This window comes from Streptomyces sp. NPDC089919 (assembly GCF_040684615.1).
In the GTDB taxonomy this organism is placed as follows: domain Bacteria; phylum Actinomycetota; class Actinomycetes; order Streptomycetales; family Streptomycetaceae; genus Streptomyces.
Genome location: NZ_JBFBGK010000083.1, coordinates 26,449 through 41,124, shown reverse-complemented (window position 1 = coordinate 41,124; position 14,676 = coordinate 26,449). Strand labels below are relative to the sequence as shown.

The window sequence follows — 14,676 nt, the reverse complement described above, 5'->3', positions numbered from 1 at the left end:
GGCCGGGGCCCGCCCCCCCAACCCGCCCCCCCCCCCCCCCCTTTGCGCTCCGGCCGCGCCGGGGACATCCCAGCCCCGCCGGCGTTTGAGGCGCGGCTCCCGGGCCCGCGCCCGGCCGCTGCGCGGAGCCAGACCCCACCCCGCCCCTTCCCGAAACCGGTGGGCAGCCGCCCCCGGAGCCCCCGCACCGCCGCTCCGCGACGATCGCCTCAAACTCCCCCAGCTACCGCTGGGAGGTGCCCCCAGCGCGGCTGGTAGGGGGACAGCGGGGCTCCGCCCCGGACCCCGCGCCTCAAACGCCGGCGAGGCTGGCAAGGGGGACAGCGGGGCTGCGCACAAGCCGCACCGCCGCTCCGCGACGGTCGCCTCAAGCGCCGGCGGGGCTGGTAGGCGGGGCTGCGCACAAGCCGCAGCGGCGGGCGGCCGCGGTCGGGTGCAGCCCGGGGTGGGCCACAGAAGGGGGAGGGGGTCCCCATTTGCAGGCGGCCGAATCGCGCGCCGATCACCCGTCGGTAAGCTGACGGCATGACAGGACAAGTACGTACCGTCGACGGCCGCGTGGCCGGTCGGCGCGGACAGGCGACGCGGCAGAAGCTGCTCGACTGCCTCAGCGAGATGCTCAGCTCCTCGCCGTACCGCGACGTCAAGGTCATCGACGTCGCCCGCAAGGCCGGGACCTCGCCCGCGACCTTCTACCAGTACTTCCCCGACGTCGAGGGCGCGGTACTGGAGATCGCGGAGCAAATGGCCACCGAAGGCGCGCAGTTGACCGCCCTGGTCGAGGGCCGCAACTGGGTCGGCAAGGCGGGCTGGCAGACCTCGGAGGAACTGGTCGAGGGCTTCCTCGACTTCTGGCGCCGCAACGACGCCATCCTCCGCGTGGTCGACCTCGGCGCCGCCGAGGGCGACAAGCGCTTCTACAAGATCCGCATGAAGATCCTGAACTCCGTCACCAACTCCCTGACGGAGTCGATGAAGGAGCTCCAGGCCAAGGGCAAGGTCGACAAGGACCTCAGCCCGGCCGCGATGGCCGGCTCCCTGGTCGCGATGCTCGCCGCGGTGGCCTCGCACCAGAAGGGCTTCCAGACCTGGGGCGTCAAGCAGGCCGAGCTCAAGCCGAACCTCGCCCTGCTGGTCCACCTCGGCATCACGGGCAAGAAGCCGACGAAGTAGCCGACGAAGAGCCGGCCGGGGCCCGGGGAGAGCCCGCGGCGCCGGCCCACCGGCACATCCTGTCTGCACGGCGGCGGACCACACGGGGGTCCGCCGCCGCGGTGCATCCCGGCCCGGTTCCCCCGTACGGCCGACCGCCCCCGCAGGTACCGCCCCCGCTCAGCGCCGTTCCAGCCGGAAGAGCCGGATCTCGCGCTCGATCCGCGCCTGGTACGTGGCGTACGGGGGCCAGAACTTCAGTACCGCCGCCCACGCCTCGGCCCGCTCCTCCCCCGCCAGCAGGCGGGCCCGGACCGCGATGTCCTGGCCCTTCCAACTCACGTCGGCGTCGGGGTGCTTGAGCAGGTTGGCGGTCCAGGCCGGATGGCCCGGACGGCCGAAGTTGGAGCCGATCAGCAGCCAGGTGCCGGCCTTCTCCTCCGGCATGCAGGCCAGCGGGGTGGTGCGCGGCTGCCCGCTCTTGGCGCCCTTGGCGGTGAGGATCACCCCCGGCAGCATCTGGGCGCTCAGCATGACCTTGCCGCGGGTGAGCCGGTGCACCGCGCGGTCCATGGCGGGGATGAAGTGCGGGGCGATCCTGGCGAACGTACGCGTGGAGGAGACCTTCTGCATCAAGCGGACACCGGGGGGCATCAGACCGCCACTTCCTGGTCGAGTCGGGGGGTGTTCGGGGGGACGTCCGGGGCGGACCCGGCGGGGGTCCGGGCGGCCCGGGCGGCGGGACCGGCGGGGACGGCCGCCGCACCGGCCGGGGCGAAGAGCCCGGCCCGCTCCGCCGCGTGGCCGCGGAGCCGGTGGACGGGGCCGAAGAGCAGTTCGTCGGCGGCGGCCCGCTTGAAGTAGAGGTGTGCCTCGTGTTCCCAGGTGAAGCCGATGCCGCCGTGCAGCTGGACCGCCTCGCCCGCCGCGGTGCGCAGCGCCTCGAGCCCCTGGGCCAGGGCGAGGGTGCCCTGGTGCGGGTCCCAGGCCGCGTAGTAGGCGGCCGACCGGGCCGCCTGCACCTGTACGTAGACGTCGGCCAGCCGGTGCTTGACCGCCTGGAAGGAGCCGATGGGGCGCCCGAACTGCTCGCGGGTGCCGACGTGTTCGAGGGTCCGGGCGAGGGCCTGGGCGGCCGCGCCGACCGCCTCGGCGGCGAGTACCGCGGCGGCGAGCCGGCCGGTGGCGGCGAGGGCGGCGCAGACCGCGGCCTCGTCGTCGGCGCCGAGGAGTTCGGCGGGGACCTCGCGCAGTTGGACGCGGCCCTGGGGGCGGGTCTCGTCGAGGGCGGTCTGCCGGGTGCGGACCAGGCCGGGGGCGTCCGCGCGGACCAGGAAGAGGAGGGTGCGGCTGCGGGCGAAGCCGCCGGTGTGGGCGGCGACCAGGAGGAGTCCGGCGCTGTGCCCGTCGAGGACCTGTTCGGCCTCGCCGTAGAGCCGCCAGCCGCCCTCCGCCATGTCCACCCGGGCCTGCACCCCGCCGGCCCGGCCGCCGCCGGCCCATTCGCCGGGGACGTTCTCCCCGGTCAGGGCGAGGGCGGTGGCCAGCGCGGTGCCGGGTACCGCGAGGGTCGCGGTGAGCTCCCCCGCGGCGATCCGGGGCAGCAGCCCGGCCCGCTGGGCGGGGCCGGCGAGGGCGGCGAGCAGCGGCGCGGCGAGCACGGCGGTGGCCAGCAGCGGCGAGGGGGCCAGGGCCCGGCCGGTCTCCTCGCAGGCCAGCGCGAGGTCGGCCGGGCCGCCGCCGACCCCGCCGTCCGCCTCGGGCAGCGCGAGCCCGGCCAGGCCCAGGTCCCGGGCGAGCCGCCGCCAGAGCCCCGGGTCGTACCCGGCGCCGGTCAGGGCCGCGGCCCGGACCTCCTCCGGTCCGCTGCGTTTGGCCAGCAGCTCCCTCAGTGTGCGGCGGATCTCGTCCTGTTCCGCGGTGAAGGCGGCGTCCATCGGCGGGGCTCCTCCCGTATCTGACGGCGCGTCATATTAGGTCCCCCTCCCCGAAATACCCATACCCCCGCCGGGCCTTCTCCCGGAGCCGGAGCGGGTCCCGAGGCTGCCGCGGCCGACCATATCTGATGTACCGTCAGATTCATGTCTGTGCCCTCACGCAAGGTCGCCGTCGCCGGCGTCGCCCTGTCCGACTGCGGACGGGTGGACGAGGCCACCCCCTACGCCCTGCACGCCCAGGCCGCCCGCCGGGCCCTCGCCGACTCCGGGCTGGACCGCTCGGTCATCGACGGCTTCGCCTCGGCCGGCCTCGGCACCCTGGCCCCCGTCGAGGTGGCCGAATACCTCGGGCTGCGTCCCACCTGGGTCGACTCCACCTCCGTCGGCGGCGCCACCTGGGAGGTCATGGCCGCCCACGCCGCCGACGCCATCGCCGCCGGCCACGCCAGGGCCGTGCTGCTGGTCTACGGCTCCACCGCGCGCGCCGACATCAAGGCCCGCCGCCGCACCTCGAACCTCTCCTTCGGTTCCCGGGGCCCGCTCCAGTTCGAAGTCCCGTACGGCCACACGCTGGTGGCCAAGTACGCGATGGCCGCCCGGCGCCACATGCACGAGTACGGCACCACCCTGGAACAGCTGGCGTCGGTGGCCGTCCAGGCGCGCGCCAACGCCGCGACCAACCCCGACGCGATGTTCCGCACCCCCGTCACCGTCGACGAGGTGCTGTCCGGCGACATGATCGCGGACCCCTTCACCAAGCTGCACTGCTGCATCCGCTCCGACGGCGGCTGCGCGGTCCTGCTGGTGGCCGAGGACCTGGTCCCGGACACCGCCAAGGCACCGGTCTGGGTGCTGGGTTCGGGTACCGCCGTCTCGCACACCACGATGTCGGAGTGGCCCGACTTCACCGTCTCGCCCGCGGCGGTCTCGGGCCGCCTCGCCTTCGAGCGGGCCGGGGTGCGGCCGGCCGAGGTGGACGTGGCGCAGATCTACGACGCCTTCACGTACATGACGCTGGTGACCCTGGAAGACCTCGGCTTCTGCGCCAAGGGCGAGGGCGGGGCCTTCGTCGAGAAGGGCCGGCTGCTGCGGGACGGCGAACTGCCGGTCAACACCGACGGCGGCGGCCTGTCGGCCTGCCACCCCGGGATGCGGGGACTGTTCCTGCTGGTGGAGGCGGTACGGCAGCTCCGCGGCGAGGCCGGCGAGGGCCAGGTCCGCAAACCCGGCGGGCGCCTGCCCCGGCTGGCCGTGGCCTCCGGCACCGGCGGCTGGTTCTGCTCCTCCGGCACCCTCGTCCTGGGCCGGGACTGACCCCGGGCCGCGCCCCTATTCGGTTGACGGCGCGCGCCGGCGGGCGCTTGGGTGCGGCCATGAGTGACGACGAGGTACTGCGGTTCGCCCGCCCGGACGGGGACCCCGGCCTGGAGGACTGGCGGCGGGTGCACAACGAGATCGTGCCGCCCGACGCCCTCACCCTCGACGAGGTGCGGGAGCGCAACGGGCGCTACCACCTGGAGGTGGCCTACCTGGGCGAGGTGGCGGTCGGCTGCACGACCGTGCGGCCGCCCGCCGCGGGAACGGGCACGGCCACGGTGATCGCCCGGGTGCTGCCGCCGTACCGGGGGCGCGGCTTCGGCGAGCGGCTGTACCGGCGCGGGCTGGCACGGGCCCGGGAGCTGGGCGCCGGGACGGTCGAGACCGTGGTCCTGCTCTCCAACCCGGCCGGGCTGTCCTTCGCGCTGAGCCGCGGCTTCACCGAGTTCGACCGGTACCTGCTGCCCGGGGACACGGTCCCGTACGCCGAGCTGCGGCTCAGCCCGCGCTGGGACGACGCGCCACCAGCGCCATGATGAAGCAGGCCGAGGAGGCCAGCGAGGCGACGGTGCGGACGTGGTTGCCGGCCGTCCAGACGCGTACGTAGTCCAGCCAGGGCTGCACGCTGCCGGGGGAGGCCGGGTCGAGCGCGGCGAGGGCGTCGTTGCGGGGGATGTGGAAGGCCATGGTCCAGATGAACGAGCCGATCAGGTACGCCAGCGCGCCCGCCAGCAGCCACCAGGAGCCGGCGTCGGTCCGGTGGGTGAGGGCGTAGATCCCGGCGGCCAGGGCCAGGGCCGCGCCACCCATGAAGGCGCCCAGGAAGAGCGGGTTGATGACGGCGACGTTGACCGACTGCATCGCCGCGATGCCGTCCTTGGGGGGCAGCGCGGAGAAGGCCTTCATGACGCCGGTGGAGAAGGCGTAGAAGATGCCGCCGACGGTGCCGGCGGTGAGGGCGGAGGTGAGTGCCAGCGAGAACGCGACCTTGTTTTCCATGTCCCCCATCCCACCGCCCGGACCCCCTTCGGGCCCATACGCGAAGCTCTCGGTCCGCTACGCGTTCGTCCCCGGGCGCCGTGGCCGGAGCCCGCCGCTGCCGCCGCTCTCGGCTTAGATGGCCGGTATGAGCCCCGATCCCACCGCCACCACCGCCCGTCCCGCCGGGACCGACGACTTCCACTCGCTCCTGCACTCGCTGCGGGTGTGGGACGTGGAGCTGCCCGGCTTCGACCCGGCGGCCGCGCCGGCGGCGCCGCTGCCGTTGTTCCGTGACTGGTTCACGCACGCCGCGCGGGCCGGGCAGACCGAGCCGCACACCATGTCGCTGGCGACCGTGGACGCCGACGGCCGCCCCGACGTGCGGACGGTGATGCTGCACGACGCCGACGAGCACGGCTGGCACTTCGCCTCGCACTCCGTCAGCGCCAAGGGCCGGCAGCTGGCCGCCGCCCCCGAGGCCGCCCTCGGCTTCTACTGGCCGGCGGTGGGGCGCCAGGTACGGGTCCGCGGCTCCGTCACGGCCGCCGGGCCGGTGGCGAGCCGGGCCGATCTGGCCGTGCGCTCCCGCGGGGCGCTGGCCGCCGCGCTGACCGGGCGGCAGAGCGCCGTCCTCGGCTCGCTGGACGAGCTGGCCCGGGCCTCGGCCGCGGCCTGGGAGCGGGCCGGGGCCGAGCCGGCGGCGCCCGCCCCGACCTGGACCGCGTACCTCCTGGCACCGCGGGAGGTCGAGTTCTTCCAGGGCGACGCCCAGCGCCGGCACGTCCGCCTCCGCTACCGCCGCCCGGCCCCGGACGCCACCGCCTGGACCCGCGAACTCCTCTGGCCCTGAGTCCGGTCCCGCCCCCTGCCTACTCCCCCGCCGGCCGGAAGACCGGGACGGTGACCTCCTCGGTCTCCCGGCGGAAGGCGACCTCCAGGGGCATGCCGACGCGCAGCGCCTCCGCCGGGCAGTCGACCAGCTCGGTCATCATGCGGGGGCCCTCCGCGAGGTCGACCACGGCCGCGACGTACGGCACCCGGCCGCCGAAGGGCGGCAGGTCGTTGCGGTGCACCACGGACCAGGTGTAGAGCACCGCCCGGCCGGTGGCCGGCTCCCAGGCGACGTCCTCGCTCCAGCAGTGCGGGCAGAACTCCCGCGGGTAGTGGTGCGCCCGCCCGCAGGCCCCGCAGCGGCGCAGCAGCAGCCGGCCCTCGGCCGCCGCCGTCCACCAGGGCCGGGTGAAGGCGTCCACGTCCGGCAGGTCGAAGCGCGGCCCGGCCGCCTGCGCAGCACCGGCACCGGCAGCCGCACCGGCTCCACCGGCCCCGGCGGCGGCCCCCGCCCCCGCCCCGCTCACAGGAACAGCCCGATCGCCTCGTCCAGCGACCAGACCTGCCAGCTCATCGCGAAGAGCGCGACCAGCGAGATCAGGACCATCATGGCGTTCTGCCCCTGCTCGGCCCAGTCGTGGATCATCAGCACCAGGTAGAGCAGGTTCAGCAGCAGGCCGCCGACCAGCGCCACCGGCGTCAGGAAGCCGAGCACCAGGCCCAGCCCCAGGGCGAGTTCGGCGTACACCACCACGTACGCCATCAGCCGGGGCCGCGGCTGCACCACCGTCGCGAAGCCCGACCGCACGAACCCCCAGCGGTGCTTGCCGGCCACGTCCGCCGCCCAGGCGATGCCCGTGCCGCGTTCGAACCAGCCCTTCTTGTCCTTGTGCCGCCAGCTCTCCAGCCACCACAGGCCGAGCCCCATGCGGAGTACGGCCACCCACTCGGCGCCGCTGAGCGCGATGCTGCGCACCGGCTCACCACCTCCCTCCACCACTTATCTGACGGTACGTCAGTTCAGCGGATGCGGAGCCACCGCACAACCCCCCGTCACGGCCCTTCCGGGACCCCGCCCCGCCCCGTGATCGATTCGCAACCGATTCCCTTCTTGACCGAGACCCATCAACGCTGCGTGCCGATACGCTCACACCCCATGCTGGAAACCGCCCCCTCCGACGACCGCACCGAGCCCCGCCCCGTCTACGTGATCGGCGCCGGGCCCGGCGGGCTGGCCGTGGCGGCCGCCCTGGGGGCCCGGGGCGTGCGGGCCGTGGTGGTCGAGAAGACGGCGGAGGTGGGCTCCTCCTGGCGGCGCCACTACGACCGGCTGCGGCTGCACACCACCCGCCGGCTCTCCGCCCTGCCGGGCCTGCGGATACCGCGCCGGTTCGGCCGCTGGGTGGCCCGCAACGACGTGGTGCGGTACCTGGAGAAGTACGCCGAGTACCACGAGCTCGAGCTGATCACCGGTGTCGAGGTGACCCGGATCGACCCGGCGCCCGGCCCGGACGGCGGCTGGCTGCTGCACGCGACCGGCGGCCGGGAGCTGACCGCCTCGGCCGTGGTGGTGGCCACCGGCTACAACCACACCCCGCACCTGCCCGAGTGGCCCGGGGCGACGGAGTACCCGGGCACGCTGGTGCACGCGAGCGAGTACCGCGACGCCGCCCCGTACGCCGGGCAGGACGTGCTGGTGGTCGGCGTCGGCAACACCGGCGCCGAGATAGCCGTCGACCTCACCGAGGGCGGTCCCGGGCGGGCCGCGGGCCGGGTCCGGCTGGCCGTGCGCACCGCGCCGCACATCGTGCGCCGCTCCACCGCCGGCTGGCCGGCCCAGCGGACCGGCATCCTGGTGCGCCGGCTGCCGGTGCGGCTGGTGGACCGGCTCGGCGCCCTCACCGCGAAGCTGTCGGTGCCGGACCTGGCGCCGTACGGGCTGCCCCGGCCCGACACCGGCCTCTACAGCCGGGTCAAGCAGGGCGCGGTACCGGTGCAGGACGTCGGGCTGATCGCCGCCGTGAAGGCCCGGGCCGTGCTGCCGGTGGCGACCCTGGAGTCCTTCGACGGGGCCGAGGCGGTCCTCGCCGACGGCACCCGGATCACCCCGGACGCGGTGATCGCGGCCACCGGCTACCGGCGCGGGCTGGAGGGGCTGGTGGGACACCTGGGCGTCCTGGACGAGCGCGGGCTGCCCCGCCGCAAGGGGGCCCGCCCCGCCGCAGAAGGGCTCTTTTTCACCGGTTACACCAACCCCATCAGTGGAATGCTGCGGGAGCTGGCCCGGGACGCCGAGCGCATCGCCCGGGTCCTGGCCCGCACCCGGAGCACCGGCGGGCCCCGCACCTGACGGCCGCCGTCCCGCCCGTACAGCGCCACCGCACCGGCTCCGCACCGCGCCGCCGTACCACCCGTACAGCGGCTTCGCACCACCCGGGTCCGGCCGCTCCGGCGACCGCCGCCGAAATCCGGACCCGCCCACCCTGTTCCTGACAGGCCGTCAGTTCAGTAATCTGACTACACGTCAGCTTCCTTGTCCGGTACGGGTCTTCCCATGGCCCGCAGCGACAGGAGCGGCGTACGCGTACGGCCTCAGTCTTGGCGAGTCATCGAGCAGGAGCGGGCGGAACGATGCTTGGATCTACTCACGGCACCTTCACCACCGACTTCCGCGCCCGTGTCGAGGCCTGCGGGGAGCAGCCCCGCAAGGCCGTCCACTCCACGGCCCCGGCCCCGGCCGGCGCGGCCGCGGACCTGGACGTCAGCGGGCGCCCGCTGCACTCCGACGTGCCCGACCTGGACCGGTTCTTCCGGCCCGAGTCGGTGGCCGTCATCGGTGCCTCGGACGCCGAGGGCAGACCCAACACCGGCATCACCCGCCAGCTGATCGCCTGGTCCGAGCGGGTCGGCGCGCGCCTGCACCCGGTGCACCCGGCGCGGCAGACCGTTTTCGGACGGCCCTGCGTCCCCAACGTCGCGGCGCTGCCCGAGCAGGTCGACCTGGCCGTCCTGCTGGTCGCCGACCCGCTGCCGGTGATCGAGGAACTGGCCGAGGCCAAGGTGAAGTTCGCGGTGGCCTTCGCCTCCGGCTTCGCCGAGACCGGCGAGGAGGGCGCGGCGGCCCAGCAGCGGCTCGCCGCCGCCGTGCAGCGCTCGGGCCTGCGGCTGCTGGGGCCCAACACCAACCTCAACGCCTTCGAGGAGTTCCGCACCGACCTCGACGGCCCGGCCATCGCGCTGATCACCCAGTCCGGCCACCAGGGCCGGCCCGTCTACACCCTCCAGGAGCTGGGCATCCGGCTCTCCCACTGGGCGCCCACCGGCAACGAGGCCGACCTGGAGACGGCCGACTTCATCTCGTACTTCGCCGAGCGCCCGGAGGTCGGCGCGATCGCCTGCTACGCCGAAGGCCTCAAGGACGGCCGGTCCTTCCTGCTGGCCGCGGACCGGGCGGCCCGCAACGGCGTCCCGGTGGTGGCCGTCAAGGTCGGCCGCACCGAGACCGGCGCCCGGATGGCCGCCTCCCACACGGGCAAGCTGACCGGCGCGGACACCGTGGTGGACGCGGCGATGCGGCAGTTCGGGGTGATCCGGGTCGACGGCCTGGACGAACTCCAGGACACCGCGGCCCTGTTGGCCCGGGCCCGGAAGCCGAAGGCGGACGGGGTGGTGGTGTACTCGATCTCCGGCGGCACCGGCGCGCACTTCTCCGACCTGGCCACCGAGGCGGGGCTCTCGCTGCCCACCCTCTCCCCGGCCAAGCAGGACGAACTCCACCAGTGGATCCCGGAGTTCCTGAACGTCGCCAACCCGGTCGACAACGGCGGGCACCCGGTCGGCGACTGGCGCGGCCGGAAGATCATCGACGCGATCCTCGCGGACCCCTCGGTGGGCGTGCTGATCTGTCCGATCACCGGCCCCTTCCCGCCGATGAGCGACAAGCTCGCGCAGGACCTGGTGGACGCCGCCGAGGAGACCGACAAACTGATCTGCGTGGTGTGGGGCTCCCCGGTCGGCACCGAGGAGGCCTACCGCAGCACCCTGCTGGGCTCCTCGCGGGTGGCGACCTTCCGCACCTTCGGCAACTGCATCACCGCGGTCCGCGCCTACCTGGGCCACCACCGCTTCACCGCCGGCTACCGCTCCCCCTTCGAGGACGCCCCGCGCACCCCCTCGCCCTCGTACCGCAAGGCGCAGGCCCTGATGCGGCCGGGCCAGCAGCTCAGCGAGCACGCCGCCAAGCAGCTCCTGCGCGCGTACGGGATCCGGGTACCGCGCGAGCAGCTGGTGACCAGCGCGGCGGCCGCGGTCCGGGCGGCCGGGCTGGTGGGCTACCCGGTGGTGATGAAGGCCTCCGGCCCGCAGCTGGCCCACAAGACCGAACTGGGCCTGGTGAAGGTCGGATTGACCTCGGCCAGCCAGATCCGGGACGCCTACCGGGAGTTGACGGACATCGCACGGTACGAGGACGTCCCGCTGGACGGGATCCTGGTCTGCCAGATGGTCGAGCGGGGCGTGGAGATGGTCGTCGGGGTCACCCAGGACCCGCTCTTCGGCCCCACCGTCACGGTCGGGCTCGGCGGGGTGCTGGTCGAGGTGCTGCACGACGCGGCGGTCCGGGTACCGCCCTTCGGCGAGGACCAGGCCCGCTCGATGCTCCGCGAACTGCGCGGCCACGCCCTGCTCGAAGGGGTCCGCGGGGCGCCGCCGGCGGACGTGGACGCGCTGGTGGAGGTGGTCCTGCGGGTGCAGCGGATGGCGCTGGAGCTGGGCGACGAGCTCTCCGAGCTGGACATCAACCCGCTGATGGTGCTGCCGCGCGGCCAGGGCGCGGTCGCGCTGGACGCCCTGGCGATCTGCCGATGATCACCGGAGCGGGAGACGCGAGAGACGCGGGAGAGGGGACCGGGATGACCGCCGGTACGAGCACGAGTACGGATACGAGTACCGATGAGGTGCTGCACCGGCTGGAGAACGGCGTCTCCTGGATCACGCTCAACCGGCCGGCGGCCATGAACGCCGTCACCTGGGACCAGCGCGAGCAGATCATGGCGCTGCTGGCCGCGGCCTCGGCGGACCCGGCGGTCCGGGCGGTGGTGGTCACCGCCACCGGCAAGGGCTTCTGCGCCGGCGCCGACCTGCGCGGCTCGCCCGCCCAGAGCGGCGAGCGGGTGGTCGGGGACGTGGCGCGGATGATCCGGCAGGGCGCACAGCGCTTCATCACCGCGGTCATCGACTGCGAGAAGCCGGTGATCGCGGCGGTGAACGGCACCGCCGCGGGCATCGGGGCCCATCTGGCCTTCGCCTGCGACCTGGTGCTGGCCGCGGACTCGGCGAAGTTCATCGAGGTGTTCGTCCGGCGCGGGCTGGTGCCGGACGGCGCCGGCGCGTACCTGCTGCCCCGGCTGGTCGGACCCCAGCGCGCCAAGGAGCTGATGTTCTTCGGGGACGCGGTACCGGCGGCGGAGGCGCTGCGGCTGGGCCTGGTCAACCGGGTCGTACCGGACGGGGAGCTGGCCGGGCTCGCGCGGGAGTGGGCCGAGCGGCTGGCCCAGGGGCCGACCCGGGCCCTGGCGCTGACCAAGGCGCTGGTCAACGCCTCCCTGGACGGCGACCGCGGGACGGCCCTGGCCGCCGAGGCCACCGCCCAGGAGCTCAACATGTCCACCGCCGACGCGAACGAGGGCGTCGCCAGCTTCGTCGAGCGGCGCACCCCCAAATACCGGGGGCTGTGAGGACCGGGGGCACGACCGGGGGCAGGCCCCTCCGCGAAGGCCTTGAGGCGCCCTCGAGGACCCTGCCCCCGGCCCCGGCCGCAGCCGTACGGTCGGTCACATGACCACGACACCGAACGCCCCTGCCCAGGCCTCGACAACCGGGCCCGTGACATCGGGGCCCGCGGGCCCGGACGCCGCACGCCCCGGCGGCACCCCCGCGGCCGCCGCGGACCCGGCCGCCACCGACGAGATGCTGCCCAGCCAGCCCGTCGGCTACTGGAGCGGGCACGCGCACCGGGCCGTGATCGGGCACATCCGGGACGCGATGGCCCGCATCGACGTCAGCCAGCCGCTGTGGTGGACGCTGAACCGCGTCCAGCGGGCCGGCGACCGGGCGACCCGGCCGGTGGTGATCGGCGACCTGACCGGCTTCACGGACGGGCCGGACGACGTGCCGCGGGCCATCGACCAGCTGCTGCACCGCGGCTGGCTGGCCGAGGACCCGGCGGGCCGGCTGACGGTCACCGGGACCGGCCGGACGGCCATGGCGGAGATCAAGCAGCTGGTCGACGACCTCCGTACGGAGATCCACCAGGGCGTGAGCGACGAGGACTACGTCACCACGCTGCGGGTGCTGCGCCGGATGGCCGACAACATCGCCGCGGCCCGCGCGGGCCGCTAGGGGGTAGCTCCCCCTTCACCACTGGAGGGCGTCGGCGGCGGTCGGCTGCCAGTAGGTGACCGCCGCGTCGTCGCTCAGGTAGGTGTTGGCGGGCAGCTTCGGCGCGGCGGCGGCGCCGACCGAGCCGTGGCCGCTGCGCCCGCCGAAGAGCACCTTGAGCTTCTTGACCTTGCGCAGGGTGCTGGTGTCCTCGCCCTGGAGGACGACCGCGGAGTACGCGCTCTGGCCCGGCTTCAGCAGGAGGACCGCCTGCGGGTGGCTCTCCTCGATGAAGGGGGTGGCGGCCTGGGCCTGGTCGAAGCGCAGGTACGGGCCGAGGTAGACGGCGCAGGTGCTGCGGGAGGTGTTGGTGGCCTTCAGCAGCAGGTGGTTGATGGGCCGCTGCACCTTCGCCGCGGTGACGGTCGTGTTGGAGCCGGTGCAGGTGGCGTACGAGGTGCGGGCGGCGGCGGCCGGCGCGGTGGCCGCGCTGGCGGTCTGGCTCGCGGCGAGGCCGGCGAGCAGGGCGGCCGAGACGGCGATGGCGGTGCGGGCGGTGCGGAGGGTACGCATGTGAATCCCCGTGTTTCTGTGTTGCAGGTCGTGGTGGTGCAGGTTCCGGTTCTCGGCCCGGGTGTTCCGGCCGTTGTTCCGGTCGATCTGCAACGAGAGTGCGTGGCCCCCTCCGGCTGGGACAACCGATCGGTGACAATAGGGACGCCGGGATGGCGAAACGCCTCCTGACCTGCAAGAACACCGAGCCGCTGGGATGCGTTCCGGAACGGCGGGACGAGGGGGAGAGCCAGTTGGCAACGGGGACGGGCGGTTTCGCGGGCCTGCTGACGGCGATGAAGGACCGGTCCGGGCTGAGTTACGGCGCGCTCGCCCGCCAGCTGCACATGAGCGCCTCGACCCTGCACCGCTACTGCACCGGCGAGGCGGTCCCGGCCGACTACGCCCCGGTGGAGCGGCTGGCCCGGCTCTGCGGAGCCGACGCCGACGAACTGGTCGAGCTGCACCGCCAGTGGATCCTCGCGGACGAGTCCCGCCGCCGCGCGAAGGCGGGCGGACCGGACGCGGTACGGGCCCCCGCGCCGGTCGCGGTGCCGGCCCCGGCGGCCCCCACGGCTCCCGTAGCTCCCGTACCTCCCGCGACGACCGCGGCTCCCGACGGCGGGCAGGCTCCCGCCCCGGACCGGGCCGAGGATCCCGACCCGGCCCCGGACCCTCACACCGACCCGGCCCCGGCCCCGGCCCCGGCCGCCGAGGAGCGTCACCGGCGCCGGACCCGCCGGGTGCGGGCCGGGCTCGCGCTGGCGGCCCTGGTCGCCGTGGCCGTACCGGGGGCGCTGGCCGTGAACCGGCTGGGCGGCGACGGCGCCGGCCCCGACGCGAAGGGCGGCGGCCAGGAGCTGACCGGCGGGACGGCCCCCGAGGACGACGGCGCGGGCGTCGCGCCGCGCGTGGGCCTCAGCTCGTACAACTGGGAGCACCCCTGCTTCGAGGAGTACCTGCTCGACAAGGGACCGGCCCAGGTCCCGCCGCCGCCCCCGCCGCAGGACGACCGCAGCTGGTCCCTGGCGCTGGGCGGGGTGCCGGCCCTGGGCCAGTACCTCCAGCTGACGGCGACGGGGGTGACGGACTCCTCGGTCGTCCTGACCGGCCTGGACGTCCGCGTGGTCCGCCGCGGCGCCCCGCAGCTGAAGCACTCGTACTCGATGGGCGAGGGGTGCGGCGGCGGGCTCACCCCGCAGGTCTTCGACATCGACCTGGACGCCCCGCAGCCGCGGTCCCGGCCGGTCGCCGGCCACCAGGGCGACGTGGTGGTGCCCGCGAAGGACTTCCCGTACAAGGTCTCCACCCACGACCCGCAGGTGCTGAACCTGTTCGTGCACACCGAGGACAACGACGTCGAGTTCTACCTGGAGGCCGCCTGGAGCAGCGGCGACCGCCACGGCCGGATCCGCATCGGCGACGGCCAAAAGCCCTTCCGCATCAGCGCCACCAAGAACGCCACCCGCTACGTCTACTGGCCCGAGAAGCAGGCCTGGTACACGCGCTGAGCCGGCGCGGGCCGGCC

Annotated in this window: 15 protein-coding genes; 9 read left to right on the top strand and 6 right to left on the bottom strand. The window is 74.6% G+C overall.

The window, feature by feature from the left end; translation table 11 throughout:
• Positions 1-525: 525 nt before the first annotated feature.
• Positions 526-1,173 (top strand): TetR family transcriptional regulator, encoded by a 648-nt coding sequence (locus AB0O40_RS27705; RefSeq protein ID WP_365047269.1) that lies wholly within the window; start codon positions 526-528, stop codon positions 1,171-1,173.
• A 159-nt stretch (positions 1,174-1,332) separates the two neighbouring features.
• Here the strand turns inward: AB0O40_RS27705 and AB0O40_RS27700 are convergent, their stop codons facing one another.
• Positions 1,333-1,806, bottom strand: coding sequence for a nitroreductase family deazaflavin-dependent oxidoreductase (locus AB0O40_RS27700; RefSeq protein ID WP_365047266.1), 474 nt, complete (start codon positions 1,804-1,806; stop codon positions 1,333-1,335).
• Positions 1,806-3,089, bottom strand: coding sequence for an acyl-CoA dehydrogenase family protein (locus tag AB0O40_RS27695; RefSeq protein ID WP_365047263.1), 1,284 nt, complete (start codon positions 3,087-3,089; stop codon positions 1,806-1,808). The genes AB0O40_RS27700 and AB0O40_RS27695 overlap by 1 nt, the downstream gene beginning before the upstream one ends.
• Before the next feature lie 144 nt (positions 3,090-3,233).
• Here AB0O40_RS27695 and AB0O40_RS27690 point away from each other — a divergent pair, with 144 nt between their 5' ends.
• The gene (locus AB0O40_RS27690) at positions 3,234-4,403 is read left to right on the top strand and encodes an acetyl-CoA acetyltransferase (protein WP_365047260.1); all 1,170 of its coding nucleotides are present in this window, start codon (positions 3,234-3,236) and stop codon (positions 4,401-4,403) included.
• A 59-nt stretch (positions 4,404-4,462) separates the two neighbouring features.
• Positions 4,463-4,942 carry a GNAT family N-acetyltransferase gene (locus AB0O40_RS27685; RefSeq protein ID WP_365047258.1) on the top strand — a complete coding sequence of 160 codons (480 nt, stop codon included), beginning with the start codon at positions 4,463-4,465 and terminating at the stop codon, positions 4,940-4,942.
• Here AB0O40_RS27685 and AB0O40_RS27680 read toward each other — a convergent pair.
• Complete coding sequence (locus tag AB0O40_RS27680) at positions 4,905-5,405, bottom strand: anthrone oxygenase family protein (protein ID WP_365047255.1); 501 nt, start codon at positions 5,403-5,405, stop codon at positions 4,905-4,907. The genes AB0O40_RS27685 and AB0O40_RS27680 overlap by 38 nt on opposite strands.
• A gap of 127 nt (positions 5,406-5,532) precedes the next feature.
• Here AB0O40_RS27680 and AB0O40_RS27675 point away from each other — a divergent pair, with 127 nt between their 5' ends.
• Positions 5,533-6,237 (top strand): pyridoxal 5'-phosphate synthase, encoded by a 705-nt coding sequence (locus AB0O40_RS27675; RefSeq protein WP_365047253.1) that lies wholly within the window; start codon positions 5,533-5,535, stop codon positions 6,235-6,237.
• Positions 6,238-6,256: 19 nt separating this feature from the next.
• Here AB0O40_RS27675 and AB0O40_RS27670 read toward each other — a convergent pair whose 3' ends face one another.
• Positions 6,257-6,649, bottom strand: a complete 393-nt coding sequence (locus tag AB0O40_RS27670) for a Zn-ribbon domain-containing OB-fold protein (RefSeq protein ID WP_365047281.1) — start codon at positions 6,647-6,649, stop codon at positions 6,257-6,259.
• 92 nt (positions 6,650-6,741) lie between these two features.
• Complete coding sequence (locus AB0O40_RS27665) at positions 6,742-7,194, bottom strand: DoxX family protein (protein ID WP_365047251.1); 453 nt, start codon at positions 7,192-7,194, stop codon at positions 6,742-6,744.
• Between the two features lie 180 nt (positions 7,195-7,374).
• Here AB0O40_RS27665 and AB0O40_RS27660 point away from each other — a divergent pair, with 180 nt between their 5' ends.
• From AB0O40_RS27660 to AB0O40_RS27645, 4 genes are all read left to right on the top strand, one after another.
• Complete coding sequence (locus AB0O40_RS27660; protein WP_365047248.1) at positions 7,375-8,568, top strand: NAD(P)/FAD-dependent oxidoreductase; 1,194 nt, start codon at positions 7,375-7,377, stop codon at positions 8,566-8,568.
• A gap of 281 nt (positions 8,569-8,849) precedes the next feature.
• Complete coding sequence (locus tag AB0O40_RS27655) at positions 8,850-11,084, top strand: acetate--CoA ligase family protein (RefSeq protein ID WP_365047245.1); 2,235 nt, start codon at positions 8,850-8,852, stop codon at positions 11,082-11,084.
• Between the two features lie 44 nt (positions 11,085-11,128).
• Entirely contained in the window at positions 11,129-11,953 is an 825-nt protein-coding gene (locus AB0O40_RS27650) for an enoyl-CoA hydratase-related protein (protein WP_365047243.1), read from the top strand.
• Between the two features lie 100 nt (positions 11,954-12,053).
• Complete coding sequence (locus tag AB0O40_RS27645) at positions 12,054-12,617, top strand: MarR family winged helix-turn-helix transcriptional regulator (protein WP_365047240.1); 564 nt, start codon at positions 12,054-12,056, stop codon at positions 12,615-12,617.
• A 15-nt stretch (positions 12,618-12,632) separates the two neighbouring features.
• On the opposite strand, the gene AB0O40_RS27640 is transcribed toward AB0O40_RS27645, so the two are convergent.
• Positions 12,633-13,169 (bottom strand): DUF4232 domain-containing protein, encoded by a 537-nt coding sequence (locus AB0O40_RS27640; RefSeq protein ID WP_365047238.1) that lies wholly within the window; start codon positions 13,167-13,169, stop codon positions 12,633-12,635.
• A gap of 152 nt (positions 13,170-13,321) precedes the next feature.
• Between AB0O40_RS27640 and AB0O40_RS27635 the strand changes: the two genes are divergently transcribed.
• A complete protein-coding gene (locus tag AB0O40_RS27635; RefSeq protein ID WP_365047235.1) occupies positions 13,322-14,659 on the top strand; it encodes a helix-turn-helix transcriptional regulator in 1,338 nt (445 codons plus the stop codon).
• Positions 14,660-14,676 lie beyond the last annotated feature (17 nt).

Excerpts from the sequence above, each read along its gene's own strand:
- AB0O40_RS27685 (WP_365047258.1), top strand. The coding sequence starts at position 4,463 with ATGAGTGACGACGAGGTACTGCGGTTCGCCCGCCCGGACGGGGACCCC.
- AB0O40_RS27635 (WP_365047235.1), top strand. The coding sequence starts at position 13,322 with ATGGCGAAACGCCTCCTGACCTGCAAGAACACCGAGCCGCTGGGATGC.
- AB0O40_RS27690 (WP_365047260.1), top strand. The coding sequence starts at position 3,234 with ATGTCTGTGCCCTCACGCAAGGTCGCCGTCGCCGGCGTCGCCCTGTCC.
- AB0O40_RS27700 (WP_365047266.1), bottom strand. The coding sequence starts at position 1,806 with ATGCCCCCCGGTGTCCGCTTGATGCAGAAGGTCTCCTCCACGCGTACG.
- AB0O40_RS27660 (WP_365047248.1), top strand. The coding sequence starts at position 7,375 with ATGCTGGAAACCGCCCCCTCCGACGACCGCACCGAGCCCCGCCCCGTC.
- AB0O40_RS27650 (WP_365047243.1), top strand. The coding sequence starts at position 11,129 with ATGACCGCCGGTACGAGCACGAGTACGGATACGAGTACCGATGAGGTG.
- AB0O40_RS27640 (WP_365047238.1), bottom strand. The coding sequence starts at position 13,169 with ATGCGTACCCTCCGCACCGCCCGCACCGCCATCGCCGTCTCGGCCGCC.
- AB0O40_RS27655 (WP_365047245.1), top strand. The coding sequence starts at position 8,850 with ATGCTTGGATCTACTCACGGCACCTTCACCACCGACTTCCGCGCCCGT.
- AB0O40_RS27705 (WP_365047269.1), top strand. The coding sequence starts at position 526 with ATGACAGGACAAGTACGTACCGTCGACGGCCGCGTGGCCGGTCGGCGC.
- AB0O40_RS27680 (WP_365047255.1), bottom strand. The coding sequence starts at position 5,405 with ATGGAAAACAAGGTCGCGTTCTCGCTGGCACTCACCTCCGCCCTCACC.
- AB0O40_RS27645 (WP_365047240.1), top strand. The coding sequence starts at position 12,054 with ATGACCACGACACCGAACGCCCCTGCCCAGGCCTCGACAACCGGGCCC.
- AB0O40_RS27675 (WP_365047253.1), top strand. The coding sequence starts at position 5,533 with ATGAGCCCCGATCCCACCGCCACCACCGCCCGTCCCGCCGGGACCGAC.
- AB0O40_RS27695 (WP_365047263.1), bottom strand. The coding sequence starts at position 3,089 with ATGGACGCCGCCTTCACCGCGGAACAGGACGAGATCCGCCGCACACTG.